Annotated in this window: 12 protein-coding genes; 8 read left to right on the forward strand and 4 right to left on the reverse strand. The window is 52.3% G+C overall.

The features are described 5' to 3' along the window. Positions 1–13: 13 nt before the first annotated feature. The 4 genes from ABIC79_RS13950 to phoC form a co-directional block, all read right to left on the reverse strand. On the reverse strand, positions 14–325 hold the full coding sequence (locus ABIC79_RS13950) for a hypothetical protein (RefSeq protein WP_013577732.1): 312 nt from the start codon (positions 323–325) through the stop codon (positions 14–16). Next, complete coding sequence (locus tag ABIC79_RS13955) at positions 303–827, reverse strand: DUF2778 domain-containing protein (protein ID WP_013577731.1); 525 nt, start codon at positions 825–827, stop codon at positions 303–305. The genes ABIC79_RS13950 and ABIC79_RS13955 overlap by 23 nt, the downstream gene beginning before the upstream one ends. Positions 828–839: 12 nt before the next feature. Then, on the reverse strand, positions 840–1,331 hold the full coding sequence (locus tag ABIC79_RS13960; protein ID WP_112197991.1) for an Hcp family type VI secretion system effector: 492 nt from the start codon (positions 1,329–1,331) through the stop codon (positions 840–842). A gap of 168 nt (positions 1,332–1,499) precedes the next feature. After that, positions 1,500–2,237, reverse strand: coding sequence for an acid phosphatase PhoC (phoC, locus tag ABIC79_RS13965; RefSeq protein WP_013577729.1), 738 nt, complete (start codon positions 2,235–2,237; stop codon positions 1,500–1,502). A gap of 296 nt (positions 2,238–2,533) precedes the next feature. Here phoC and ABIC79_RS13970 point away from each other — a divergent pair, with 296 nt between their 5' ends. The 8 genes from ABIC79_RS13970 to ABIC79_RS14005 all read left to right on the forward strand — a co-directional run bounded on the left by ABIC79_RS13970 (position 2,534) and on the right by ABIC79_RS14005 (position 14,276). Continuing rightward, complete coding sequence (locus ABIC79_RS13970) at positions 2,534–3,514, forward strand: VirK/YbjX family protein (protein ID WP_119262285.1); 981 nt, start codon at positions 2,534–2,536, stop codon at positions 3,512–3,514. 386 nt (positions 3,515–3,900) lie between these two features. Next, the gene (locus ABIC79_RS13975; protein WP_014416485.1) at positions 3,901–5,466 is read left to right on the forward strand and encodes an MFS transporter; all 1,566 of its coding nucleotides are present in this window, start codon (positions 3,901–3,903) and stop codon (positions 5,464–5,466) included. An 86-nt stretch (positions 5,467–5,552) separates the two neighbouring features. Continuing rightward, positions 5,553–7,721, forward strand: coding sequence for a right-handed parallel beta-helix repeat-containing protein (locus ABIC79_RS13980; RefSeq protein ID WP_354567539.1), 2,169 nt, complete (start codon positions 5,553–5,555; stop codon positions 7,719–7,721). 68 nt (positions 7,722–7,789) lie between these two features. Further along, positions 7,790–8,470, forward strand: coding sequence for an oligogalacturonate-specific porin KdgM family protein (locus ABIC79_RS13985; RefSeq protein ID WP_013577725.1), 681 nt, complete (start codon positions 7,790–7,792; stop codon positions 8,468–8,470). 345 nt (positions 8,471–8,815) lie between these two features. After that, complete coding sequence (locus ABIC79_RS13990) at positions 8,816–9,061, forward strand: hypothetical protein (protein ID WP_013577724.1); 246 nt, start codon at positions 8,816–8,818, stop codon at positions 9,059–9,061. 308 nt (positions 9,062–9,369) lie between these two features. Further along, positions 9,370–12,084 carry a magnesium-translocating P-type ATPase gene (gene mgtA / locus ABIC79_RS13995; protein WP_354567542.1) on the forward strand — a complete coding sequence of 905 codons (2,715 nt, stop codon included), beginning with the start codon at positions 9,370–9,372 and terminating at the stop codon, positions 12,082–12,084. 121 nt (positions 12,085–12,205) lie between these two features. After that, positions 12,206–13,879 (forward strand): Na/Pi cotransporter family protein, encoded by a 1,674-nt coding sequence (locus ABIC79_RS14000; protein ID WP_354567544.1) that lies wholly within the window; start codon positions 12,206–12,208, stop codon positions 13,877–13,879. 31 nt (positions 13,880–13,910) lie between these two features. Beyond that, positions 13,911–14,276 carry a DUF2493 domain-containing protein gene (locus tag ABIC79_RS14005; RefSeq protein WP_013577721.1) on the forward strand — a complete coding sequence of 122 codons (366 nt, stop codon included), beginning with the start codon at positions 13,911–13,913 and terminating at the stop codon, positions 14,274–14,276. The last annotated feature ends 104 nt before the right edge of the window (positions 14,277–14,380 follow it).

A 14,380-nucleotide genomic window follows, 5' to 3' on the forward strand; every position in this document is an offset into this window, starting at 1 on the left:
GCATCAGCCGGGTTTACTTTATATTTTTACGTTTAACGACCTTAATGCCTGCCTTCACAATTGCCTCAATCATAACCATTATCAACAAGGTTGGAATTAATCCTGTGACGGAGAGCAACACGACAAAAATATCATCCTGCAATCCAGGCCATGGGGGGGCTCCGTAATCTGGTTTCATCAGTTGATCAAAATAATCCGCGATGGCTATCGATTTGATGTATTCATAATCAATCAGCCAGCCGGGGAAGGGCGACAGCAGGTAGTAATCTATAAAAATAAAAAGCGCCAGCCGCACCGCTATCTTACAGAATAAGGCATGGCGCATTCATATCCCCCGTAACTTCGATTTCTCCATATGCCTTCAGATGTATGATTGGGATGTCTCTAGTGTGCGAATTCAACAACGCGCTTCTGAGCTTGTCAAAATCGGCATGATACATGAATGTTAAACACCCATCTGATACGCCGGTACCATCCGGTCGCAATGGATGCAAACGGAAACTTCTGCGCAAGGTCTCACCGATATAAGTTGAATCATCAATCAAGCCATCTTGTCGATACAGGGCAAACCAAGATGAGTAATCATTACCCGTGCGAATATGCTTTTCGTACTCCTTTAATCTCGACCTCACTCCCCCTCTGGGGCGGTCAACAATCCAGTATTTACCCGTCGGAATTGGCCCATTCTCATTACCTCCACAACCTATTCTGTTTGTGTGCGGGAATAAGCCTGAAAATACAGGAAAGATCCCAACCCCAGCACAATAAAGTTTTGCAATTTTTCCACTCTCATAAAGGCGATTAAAATCCACTCTGCATGAAATCATCCCTGTCTCCGTTTATGCGTAAATGCTGGAGTTCCACTGATCGGTAAAACTGATATGTCCGTCGAGGTACAACCATGTAATTTTCTGATACCCAAGGCCAATGGACTCCGTGGGCATACTGGCCTGTCCGTCAGCTTGTTTGAAATTGTGCATATGTGGATTGATGTTAAGTATACGCACGCCTTCCATTGTCATATTCAAAAACTCTTCCTCCATACCAGCCGCATTAATGCGATACCATTTAATCACCGCCTTTTGCAGCTTTTCGCTGGTGGCGACGGCACGGTAGAGGTAGGGAGTAGATTTATCGAACTCTTTTACAAGTCCCATGGTTTGATGAACACGGGTAGATGTCAGCCGACCGGTATTGCCATCGAAGGGTACGGAAAGACCATGCGTGAAGCTTTGAATCTCGATCGCGCCTTCACGGCTTAAAACCTCAGAACTGCCATAAAGTAGTGCGCCATTTGCATCGTATAGCCAGAGATATGCGGGGCTAGCCATAATGAAACTCCTTTTTAAAATGAGGAATGACGTTATGCCTGCGAAGGGGAGTTAACAATTAGTGACCGTTGCAAAAAAGCAATTTTCAGAAATTTAGTATCAATGAGAGATGTGGCATTACAGACTCCCCGGCTTTTACGAAGATCAGGCCGGGGAGGCCAGCAATATTTACGGATGCTGCTTCGCAAACTCTTCTTTGGCTTTTTGCAACTGTTGCTGGAAAGCAGAGTTGGTATGCAGGGTTGCCACTACTGCGGAACCGACGATGCGCGCGGCATCGACATCACTTTGCCAGTGGTAGCCGCAAATTACCCGGCTCTGACCTAAATCGAAACCGCGTTGCAGGATTTGGTCCTGGCGCTGCGGGTTAATTTCGGTCAGCACCAGCGCGGTGGCCCAGCCAATTGAGGTGTGGCCGGAAGGATACGAACCGTTTTTCGACAGTTTATCCTGCTCGGTGGTGTTACAGGTCGGCACGCCGTAGAAGGCAAACGGACGAATGCGCATGTACTTTTCTTTGGCGGAACGCGTCGCCAGATCACCTGCATCTTCAATCATATTGGTCAGCAGTTTGTGCAGTTCCGGGGTGTCTTTGGCGGTGATTGGCGAACCAAAGGCACCGGAGAAGGCGTTCGCGACACCACCCGCACTCAGGTTGGCATCTTCTGCCGCCAGTTTGCCACGTTCAGTTGAGCGCAGCAGACGACCCTGTTCATACATGGCCTGATCGTTCAAAAAAGCAATACTGCCCACTGCGGGTGGTGGCGGAAGCAGCGCCAGACTGTTAATCGCCTGATCGTTTTTTAAGTAGTAGAGGTCTGGTTTGGTGGTCGCATCGTTGCCGGTCAGGGCAAACGCATTGACAGTGAAAAGACTGGCGAGGCAAAAAGTAGTAATAATTTTCATCAAAGTTTCCTTACAACTGCTGAATGATCATCACGAATTCATTTTCGTAACATTTCCCAACATTTCTAAGTTAACCAAATTCTGTGCAATAGCGTTTGTATGATGTCCGAAAACGAGAAACTCATCACGCATATCAATAGATATCAGGCAGTGAGACTGCTTTCAGTCACCCCGGATAAACGGCAGCTAAACGGCCCGCACTTATTCCGACAACCTCGCTTCTCTTTAAAACCACGTTGTAAAGAGGTTTAAAAATTGGGTGATACCGTGATTATTTCAGGCATCGGAAATAGATCATGGAACACATCCCTCTCAATGAAACCGAATCACTCAGCGAAGCGTATCCCGTTGAACACACCATTAAAAAAACCAGCGGATTCAGCCTGTTTGTCGATCTTCTGAGCGGAACGTGCGTGCCGGACACCCTGTGGCGCGACCGGATGTTCCGGGTCAAATACGCCGTGCGCACCTTACTGCATCCGCTCGATACCCTGAAGGTGTTGAATAAGATGGCTGCTGAGCCGGTCTGGCAGGAAGCTTTCACCGTACAGACCAAATTGCCGAGTAAAATTCATAAGCCGTATCTGCACCTCGGTTTACATTCTGCCGGACGTGCTGATGCACTGGTTGATCACTATACATTCGTCAAAAACCTGGAAAACGTCCGCCTGCGCAATACTTTTCTGAGCGCAACCGGCAACACCATCACCCGGTTCACCGGCAAAGACGGTGAAGCTTTCCAGGTGGTGCTGGGTTCCATCGGCAAATCTGAGCGCGAAGGCGAGGCCAACATGTTCCTTTATATGGAGGACACGCTGCTTGCGGCGCTGACGTTTAGCATTGTGAAACGTCCGCAAGGGAGGACACTGATTATCGGCGGCTTCCAGGGGGCACATCGCTCAACGCCACATGAAGTGATTAAACAGGCGACCAAATCCTGTTACGGGTTGTTCCCGAAACGCCTGCTGCTGGAAAGCCTGCAACGTGTCGCGGCCGAAACCGGCGTACAGCGCATTCTTGCGGTCAGCGATACCGGCCATGTGTTCCGCAGCCTGCGCTACCGTCACCGCAAGAAAAACGTATTTGTCGCCAGTTATAACGAATTCTGGGATTCCATCAGCGCCACGCCCGCGTCTTCAGCCTTATATCACGTACCACTGGAACTGCCGCGCAAACCGATGGAAGAGATTGCCAGCAAGAAACGTTCCGAATACCGCAAGCGTTATACCTTGCTTGATGAATTGCATGAGAGCACAGCGTCTTTACTGAACGCCTGACCTCAGATTTACCCGTAAATCACCCGCTGTATCAGGGGCCAGGGAACGGCCTTTTGTTCAGTCCCCCCAACGCTTATGCCTGACCTTCAACGAAAATTCTGATACGGATGTAAAATTCCCGCATGGGTTAAGTGGCGGTTTTGTAGAGCAATAGTCAGTTAATCATTCGATTTAAAACTAATACGATCTGAACCATCTCGTGAATTGTGTATTTTTGATGGTGAGGAATGTTACACGTATCGCAAAATCTTATCGCCAGCCGCCCCCTGCTGTTTTAAATGTGATGTTATTCACATCTATTCATTCATCCCGCCTATATAAAACGTCATCTCTATAAAAACAAAACACCGGTTCATTTTATAAATATCTCTCTGGGCGGATAACCTATGAACGCAGAAAAACCTATTTTATTTAAACATCAGCTGGCGTATGGCGGCGGAAATCTGTTGGGCAGCGGTGCACTGGCGATTGCCGGGATCTGGCTGCTGTACTTCTACACCACATTTTGTGGCCTGACGCTGCTACAGGCATCGGCGATCTTCTCCGTCGCCAGCATCATCGATGCCATCAGTAACCCGCTGATGGGTTATCTCTCGGATAACTTTGGTAAAACACGCCTCGGCAAACGTTTTGGCCGCCGCCGTTTCTTCATTTTACTCGGCGTGCCACTGATGATGTTCTATCCGTTGCTGTGGGTTGAAGGCTTCGGATTCTGGTATTACCTCTCGACTTACGTGATGTTCGAGCTGATTTACACCTCGGTGATGGTGCCGTATGAAACGCTCGCGACCGAAATGACTACCGATTTCTCCGCCCGTTCAAAACTGACCGGCTATAAAGCGATTTTCGGCAAAGTAGCGAACTTCCTCGCCGCGTTCATTCCGGGCCAGTTCATTCTGATCTACGGCAAAGACTCCGCGCAGCCGTTTTTCTACACCGCACTGACGTATGGCGTGATCTTGTTTATCGCCCTGGGTATGTTGTATCTCTCTTCCTGGGAACGCCCGGTAGAAGAAACCACGCCGGTCGATGAGAAGAAAATGACCCTCGGCAAAACCATGCTGACGCTGGTTCGCGACATGAAATCGACATTCCACCTGCGTGTGTTCCGTAAGCATCTGGGCATGTATCTGTGTGGCTTCGGGGCAGAATGGCTGTTTGCTTCCGTTTTCACCTACTTCATCATTTTCGTGCTGCAATATGATCCGACGATGGTTGCCGGCCTGAGCAGCCTGAACTCGATGCTGCAACTGTTCTCTACCGCGATATTTATCGGCATCTGCGTCAGGCACGGGTTCAGCAAGCCTTACATTCTGGCGCTGGGCATCGTGATTTTCTCGGTCATTTGCTACAGCCTGCTGCACGTCCTGCATCTGCCGCAGCAATATGCCACAGCGGCCATGCTGACTATCACGGTCATCTTCGGTATCGGTACCGGCGGCGTGTATTACATTCCGTGGACGGTTTATACCTTCCTGGCGGACATTGACGAAGCCTTCACCGGTCGTCGCCGCGAGGGGATTTACGCCGGTGCGATGACCTTCTCCGGCAAACTGATGCGCTCGGTGATTGTTTTCGTGATGGGTGCCATTTTGAGCTTCTACGGCTTCCAGTCTAAATCTCATACCCAGCCTGAAAGTGCGGTGATGGCGATTGCGCTGGTGTTCTGTATCGGTGTTATTGCGCTGGCGCTGATGGCTATCGTGTTCAGTAATCAGATGAAACTGAACCGCAAAACTCACCTTGTGGTGCTGGGCGAAGTAGCACGTATCAAAGCGGGCGGGCAGATTAGCCAGGTTCAGCCGGAAGTACGGGCGGTGATGGAAGAACTGATTGGTTATCCGTATGAACAGTGCTGGGGTAACAGCGTCGTCTGCCGCAAAATTTTCGATACGCCTGCCGTTGAGGTCACCGAACCCAAACCGATGGTGAGTACCACACAACAACCTTAACACCTGATTTAACTCTATTTTTCCACTTTTCCGACTGGCCGGGTCACCGGCCAGTGACCCCTCACGTTTTTAGGATAAGAACGATTATGTGGGCATCAAAATTTGTCATTGTCGCGCTGTCCCTCGGAATGAGCGTACAAAGCCTGGCCGCTGCATTGCCGGATACCGGCAAACTGGTCTGGCACAGCATCACATTTGGTCAGTCAACCGACGTCAATTTCGCCACCAACGTTCTGCCGGAGAAAATCGGCATGAACGAAACCTTACTGGCAGATGGCAAAGCAGTTCCGGCGGCGGGCACCGTGCTCAGCACGCCGTTCACACTCGAAAGCCGTGGCGGCAAAGTCGGTAACAGTCACGACGGCTTAACTTATTTCTATACACGCTTACCGGCGGAGGTGAATTTCCAGCTTGAAGCGGAGATCACACTCAACCAGTTCGGGCCGGAAAATGGTGCGAAACCCGCCGGGCAGGAAGGGGCCGGATTACTGGTACGCGATATTCTGGGCAATCCGCGTGAGCCGGTGACCAAACCGGGCATTGAGGAGTTACCGGCAGCATCAAATATGGTGATGAACAGCGTCATGGCCATCGGCGATAAACCGCCGGTGCTGGCGATGATTGCCCGTCAGGGCGTACAGCAACCCTGGGGAAATACAGGCATCAGCATGGTACGTGAAAGCTATCATCCGCTGAGTACGCCAGCCCGTTTTTCGCTGCGACTGACCCGCACGGACAACGGTTTTACCGTCGCCTATGCGCCACAAGGCAGTGATCAGTGGGTAAGCAAATCCGTGCAGCGCGCGGACAGCGTGACACAACTGGATAAAACCGGGTATTACGTCGGTTTCTTCGCCTCACGCAATGCCAAAATGACGGTAGATCACGCAAAGCTGACACTCAGCGAAGCGCATACTCAGCCCTCTGCGCCGTATGTGACACCGTCACTTAATACGCGTATTGAGGTGATGTCATCGCCGGTCATTACCCGCCGCGACAGTGTGTTCCAGTTACGTACTAACGGTGACGGACAGGTGCAGGTTGATCAGAATGGTAAACCGCTGTTGCCGCAAAAAGCGGTACGCGGTGGTGAAGTGGTCGCCGTTGCGTTTCATGCTGAACAACCGGTGACAGCGCTGAAAATAACCTACACCCCGGCAGACGGCAAACCGGTGACGCAGGAATTTGCGGTGAGTATGGCGCTGGTCAGCAATCCTGACCAGTTGTATGTTTCACCGGCTGGCGCGGCAAGTAATGACGGCTCGGCTGAACATCCGCTGGATTTTAACAGTGCCGTTAATCTTTTAGCACCGGGCGGCACGCTGTGGCTGAAAGAGGGTGACTATCCGGAAAGCGTGATCCCGGCAACCGCCAGCGGCACCGAAAAAAACCGGAAAACCCTGCGTGCACAGGGCGACAACGTAGTGTTTAACGGCCTGACACTCAATGCCAGCTACTGGAATATTCAGGGCATTACCGTTACGCAAAAAAGCTTTCATATTGCCGGAAGCTATAACCATATCGACCGCGTTAAGGCGCATCACGCCGACGATACCGGCATCTGGGTGGCATCGCCGGACGGCATCGGGCGGGCATTATGGGCCAGCCATAATCTCATCAGCAATGCTGAGTCCTGGGGAAATCAGGATCCGGGGCGCAAGAACGCCGACGGATTTGCCGTCAAAATGCGCGTGGGCGAGGGTAACCGGCTGGTGAACTGTTATTCCCACGACAATATTGACGATGGTTTCGACCTGTTCAACAAAATCGAAGACGGCCCGAACGGCAGTGTGACCATTGAGCACAGCCTGTCAGTGAACAACGGCAGCAATGGCTTCAAACTGGGTGGCGAAGGATTACCGGTCAGCCATGTGGTGCGTCACAACGTCGCGGTCAGCAACGGCATGGACGGCTTTACCGACAACTTCAATCCGGGCGCGCTGGTTATCGAAGACAACCGCGCAGTCGATAACAAACGCTTCAACTTCCTGTTCCGGCCTTCGCCATACACCACGGCTGACAAGCAGGGCACTTTTAAGGACAACATTTCGCTGCGCACCACCGCAGGAAAGTATGACGATGCCGTGACCGGTAATGTGGATAACAGTAATTATTTTTACGCTGACCACAAAACGGTGAATACAAAGCATCAGGAAATTAAACCGGGAGATTATATTTCTCTGCGGTTGCCGGATCCGATTACCCGTCTTTCAGACGGCGGATTTAATTACGCTGACTTTTTGAAAAACAAATAAAGCGGCGTTATTAACAGTCAATACTTTATATAAAACAATACTACTCAATATCTCTGGGATTTATAAAAATGAAAAATAGCAGACTGATGATCTGCGGTTTACTGCTGGCCAGCGCCAGCAGTCAGGCCGTCACAATTGACCTTCGCCACGAATGGCTCGATGACAGTAAACAACATAAAGACAGGGCGCTGGTCTCCCACCGCTTCGCCAACGGGTTCGGTTTCTCGCTGGAGGCTAAATGGAAATCCGGCGGCGACAATGAGAATAAACCCTTTAATAATCTGGTAGATAATGGTACAGAAAGCACCATCAGCTATCAGGTTAAAGTGACGCCAGAAGTGTTCGTCCAGCCGGGATTCACGCTGGAGTCCAGCTCTGACAGCAGTATCTACAAACCATTTTTAACTGCGGGATATACCTTTGACAGCGGCATTTATTTCAATGCCCGTTATCGTTATGAATATACCCGTTATACCAAAGAAAATACCGAAGACCGTAAAACCAATCGCGGCGAAATATGGCTGGGTTACCGTCTGGCAGACTGGCGATTTGAATATAACTATATTTATAAACACAGCGATCAGATCCTGTATGACAACGACAAATGGGATTATGAGCAGGATTTAAAGGTCGCGTATAATATTAACAAGCAATGGACGCCTTATGCCGAGATCGGTGATGTTTCGGTCAGGAAAACCACCGACGAAAGGCAAACCCGTTTACGCCTGGGGATCCAATATAATTTCTGACGTTATCACATTACGGTGTGACGTCTGTCAGCCGGTCAGCGCATGCTGTCCGGCTATTTCCTCACTGAAATATAAACGAAACATATTAAGCAGTTTTTGCGGGTTGACAATAATAGGGCGCATGGGTAAATTGCACGAGCCGGAAGTAGCGGCCTTTATTAACTTTACATAAGAGACTAATGGACACTGTAACCAGTAACTTGCCGGATGACGCTGAAATAGCGCACCGGAACAGTAAACATAAAATCGATTGTGATCATTTCACCGTTTGGGTGCGCCTCACCAGAGCCTGATGCTCTGGTGTAATCTCACCTCAACCTGAATGTCACGGTCCCGAGGTGTGTTATGAAGTTCAAATCTACCCTTTTTTCTGATGTCAAAACCCTGACATCCACTTTGCGTGTACGCCCGTCCCGCGACCGGACGCTGGCTGCGCATAAGAAAGACTCTCCATCCATTTTTTCTTCTAAAATCAGCAGGGTGAACGCACGCATCACCACATGGCGTGTCAGCCCTGTCACCGGTCAACTGGAGCAACGTTGCATCGTTTCTGACAGCGAAGAACCCCAAAGTCGGTTATCCCTCATCTGATTCAGTCCCGGCATTACGCTGCGCTGAACATCGTCCTGACTGATGCCTGACGGCACTGTCTTTTTATTATCCGCGAAATAGAAATTCTTCGCGTAATAAAAAACACAGAAAAGTTACGCGTCAATAAAAGACACACTATCGGTTTCACTCTGTTTAGGCCCTTTTTAATTAAAGGATAATAAACGGCGGGGAATTCTGCGCGATATGAATTTAATACCGATCACTGAAATAACGTGAAGGGTTTTTACTGCCTGAAATAACAGGCGACATTATTCCCCTGCACGTTATCCGGTGACAGGAGCACCACCATGACTGTACAAAACAACAATACACTCGAAAGAAAAACAGCAGAAAGAAAGAAACAGGCGCTCTCCATGCGCGCCGCTCAGGAAGCCAAAAACGGCATTGACGTGACGCTGATTAATGTTAATGCCAGCCGCGCGGGCCTCACGCATGGGGAAGCGGCGAAACGACTGGAGAAAGAAGGCTACAACGAAGTGGCACACGACAGGCCACCTCACGCGCTGGTTCAGTTAATCAAAGCATTCAACAACCCGTTTATTTATGTGCTCACCGTGCTGGCGATAATCAGCTTCTTTACCGATTACTGGCTGCCGCTGCGCGCCGGAGAAGAAACGGATCTGGTGTCGGTTTACATCATTTGCGCGATGGTCGGCCTCAGCGGGCTGGTGCGTTTCTGGCAGGAATACCGTTCGGCAAAATCCGCCGAAGCGCTGAAAGCCATGGTTCGCACCACTGCCACCGTATTGCGCCGCGACATGCCGGGCAGGCAGGGCAAACTGTGTGAAATCCCGATGCGTCAGTTGGTGGTCGGTGACATCGTGCAGCTTTACGCCGGGGATATGATCCCGGCCGATGTGCGGCTGATCGAATCCCGTGACTTATTTATCAGTCAGGCAGTGCTGACCGGTGAAGCGTTGCCGGTCGAAAAGTACGACACGATGGGCGATGTCGCCCCTAAATCGGCCAGCGCCCTCAATGAGGAAAACGAAAACCTGCTGGATATTCCCAACATCTGTTTCATGGGCACCAACGTGGTCAGTGGCACCGCGCAGGCGGTGGTCGTGGCGACCGGCGCACGGACGTATTTCGGATCGCTTGCCAAAGCCATTGTCGGTACCCGCGCTCAAACGGCCTTTGATCGCGGCGTGAACAGCGTCAGCGGGTTGCTGATCCGTTTCATGCTGGTAATGGTGCCGGTGGTGTTCCTGCTCAACGGCATTACTAAAGGTGAATGGTGGGACGCGCTGCTGTTCGCGGTGGCGGTAGCCGTGGGTCTGACGCCGGAAATGCTGCCAATGATCGTCAGCGCCAATCTGGCGAAAGGCGCAGTGGCAATGGCGAAGCGCAAAGTGGTCGTAAAACGCCTGAACGCTATCCAGAACCTTGGCGCCATGGACGTGCTGTGTACGGACAAAACCGGCACGCTGACGCAAGATAAAATCATTCTTGAGCACCACATCGATACGCACGGTCAGAACAATGATTCCGTGCTGCAACTGGCGTGGCTGAACAGTTTTCATCAGAGCGGCATCAAAAACCTGATGGATCAGGCGGTGATTTACTTCTCCGAAAACACACCGGGCTTCGTCAGGCCGCAGGGCTACCGCAAGGTCGATGAAATGCCGTTCGATTTTATCCGTCGTCGCCTGTCGATCGTGGTGAAGGATCCGCTGGAGAATCACCTGCTGGTGTGCAAAGGCGCGGTGGAAGAAATGCTCAGTATTTCCACCCATATGCATGAAAACGGCAAAGTGGTGGCACTGAATCCTTCACGTCGTGACGCGTTACTGGCGATGGCCAACGACTACAACCAGGATGGCTTCCGTGTGCTGGTGGTGGCGACCAGGACGATCCTGAAAGCCGACGTCAAAAAACAGTATGGCACTGACGATGAGCATGATCTGATCATCAGCGGATTCCTGACCTTCCTTGATCCGCCGAAAGAATCTGCGGGTCCGGCGATTGCCGCACTGCGTGATATCGGTGTGACGGTGAAAGTGCTGACCGGCGATAACGCCATCGTGACCAGCCGTATCTGCCGTCAGGTCGGTCTGGAGCCGGGTGAACCGTTACTCGGCTCGCAGGTTGAACGCCTCGATGACGCCTCACTGCGCCAGCTGGTGGAAGAACGCACGGTGTTTGCCAAGCTGACGCCGCTGCAAAAATCCCGCGTGCTGAAAGCGTTGCAGGCCAACGGCCACACTGTCGGATTTTTGGGCGACGGGATCAACGACGCGCCTGCGCTGCGGGATGCTGATGTCGGCATTTCCGTCGACAGCGGTACCGATATCGCCAAAGAGTCAGCCGATATTATCCTGCTGGAAAAAAGCCTGATGGTGCTGGAAGAGGGCGTACTGAAAGGGCGCGAGACTTTCGGCAATATCATGAAATACCTCAATATGACGGCCAGTTCTAACTTCGGCAACGTGTTCTCTGTGCTGGTCGCCAGTGCGTTTATTCCGTTCCTGCCGATGCTGGCGATTCATTTGCTGCTGCAAAACCTGATGTATGACATCTCCCAGCTGGCACTGCCGTGGGACAAAATCGACAAGGAGTTCCTGAAAAAACCGCGTAAGTGGGACGCAAAAAACATCGGCCGCTTTATGGTATGGATTGGCCCGACCTCGTCGATTTTCGATATGACCACCTTTGCGCTGATGTGGTTTGTGTTCAGCGCAAACAGTGAATCGGTGCAAACGCTGTTCCAGTCTGGCTGGTTTGTGGAAGGGCTGCTGTCACAAACGCTGGTGGTGCATATGCTGCGCACCCAGAAGATCCCGTTCATTCAGAGCACTGCCGCCTGGCCGGTGATGCTGATGACCGGTCTGGTAATGGCGGTCGGTATCTACGTGCCGTTCTCTCCGCTCGGACCGATTGTCGGATTGCAGGCGCTGCCGTGGGAATACTTCCCGTGGCTGGCCGGTACGCTGCTGGCTTACTGCTGCGTGGCACAAGGTATGAAAACGATTTATATCCGCCGTTTCAAACAGTGGTTCTGATCTGCTGAACTGTTATACGCAGAACCCGGGTGCCGTCGCGATGACGGCACCTGCACCCGCTGTGATGCGCGTTAACCGCTGTAACGAATAACAATGACAACCCTGAAAAAGGGGAGCCGCTATGTCTATGACCCACACTGTAACAACCATGACCTCCCAATCCGGCACTACGCTGCTGGTCAATCTGGCAGGCGCTATTGCGCTGCTGCTGTGGGGATCTCACATGATTTCGACCGCGCTGCAACGTGGCTTCGGCACACCGTTACGCCACTGGATGGGCCATCATCTGTCCAGCCGCTGGATGGCGTTGCTCGCCGGGATCGGTATTACCGGTTTGCTGCAAAGCAGCACCGCAGTCAGCCTGATGGCCACCTCTTTTACCGCCGCGGGCACGCTCAGCCTGGCGCCCGCGCTGGCGGTCATGCTCGGCGCAAATGTCGGTTCCACCCTGGTGGTGCAACTGATGAGTTTCAACACCGCGATCGCCATACCGTTGCTGATACTGAGCGGTTTTGTCGTGTTCAAAATGCGCGACCATTCCGGGTTTGAAAGTGCAGGCTGCGCGCTGATCGGCCTCGGGCTGATGTTGCTGGCACTCAGCCTGCTGAGTGCCACACTCGGACACATCGAAAACACGGAAGTATTCAGCGCCGTGATGCAGGGATTAGAAGGCGATACGCTGATTGCCCTGATGGTGGCCATCATTCTCACGCTGGTGTGTCATTCCAGCGTGGCAGTGATTTTGCTGATTGCCTCACTCGCCGCCACGGGCGTGATGACGCCGGTGACCGCCATGGTGCTGGTGCTGGGTGCCAATATCGGTGGCGCACTGCCGCCGGTGCTGAACGCCGGTTCGGCGGTGGCGCGCCGTCTGCCGCTGGGTAATCTGCTGGTGCGCGGCGCGGGCTGTGTTTTCGCGCTGGCCCTGATGCCGCTGCTCAGCCATGTTGCCGCGGGTCTTGCGCTGACCACGCCGCAACTTGTTGTGTGGTTTCACACCGCGTTCAGCGCCGTGCTGGCCGGGGTATTTATCGGGCTGACCGGCCCGCTGGCCCGTGTGCTGGAAAGAGTTTTCCCGGAGGAACAACCTGCCGCTGATGCAGAAATGCCGGTGTATCTCGACGAAACCGGGCTTGATGTGGCTTATATCGGGCTTTCCAATTCAGTGCGTGAATCCCTGCGGCTGGCCGACATGCTTAACCTGATGCTCGAACGGCTGCGGACGTTATTCAAGACTGCTGATAATCAGGCTGCGGCTGAAATCCGCCGGTTAGATCATTCGCTTGACGGTCTGAGTGCGGCAATCCGCGCCTATCTGGCGGATTTAGGACAGGAAGGGCTGAGTGACAGCGATGCCGACCGCGCGCAGGAAATCCTGATGTTTGTGATTAACATTGAGCACGCCGGAGACATTCTTTCCACCAGCCTCACCGAGCTGGCGACACGCCGTGCCCGCCGCAATGTACCTTTCAGCGACGTTGAACTGCACAACATGGGTTTGCTGCACACGGAGATCCTGAACAGCCAGCGCCTGGCGGTCACCGCATTCCTGGGTGAAGATCTCTCAGCCGCGCATCAGCTGGTTTCGCGCAAAGAGGTGATCCGCCAGATTGAAGCCAGGGCAAGCCGCGAGCATTTCAAAAATCTGCGTGATGATAAAAATGCCTGGGCGGAATCCGGCGATATTTTCCAGCGTGTGCTGCGTGATTACCGGCGCGTTCATCATCATATCGCTGCGGTGGCGTATCCGGTGATTGATCGCCTGAGCGATGACGCCACGGACACGCGGAAGTAAAAACAAAATGATAAAAACAGAAGGATAGAACATGAGGGTACTGATTTGCGCGGGGCGCTTTTATGCAGATATCAACAGGGTACAACGGGCACTGGATGCGTTTTCGCAATCACACCCGATAAGCGTGCTGATCCACGGCGGACATCAGTCGCTGGGCGCGATGATCGAACGCTGGGCACGCACCGCCGATGTGCACATTGTCCGTTATCCCGCTAACTGGTCACTGCACGGTAAATACGCCGAAATACGCCGCAATCTCTTTATGATGAAAGACAGCCAGCCGGATGTGGTGCTGGCTTTTTCCGGCGGAGAGGACACGCAGGATTGCATAAAACTGGCGCAGCATTCCGGCATCAGTGTGATAGTCAATGCGGCAGAAACCGGCCCCGGTTCCTAACCCCCGGACGGGCAGCCGGCAGGGATTTTTTGCCGGGAATGCCCGTCTGACGCGGTCTGGATTAATCTGATAATCGCTACAACTCTCCTGTTCAGAGCTATATT

Source organism: Rahnella sp. 2050, assembly GCF_040544515.1.
Classification (GTDB): domain Bacteria; phylum Pseudomonadota; class Gammaproteobacteria; order Enterobacterales; family Enterobacteriaceae; genus Rahnella; species Rahnella aceris.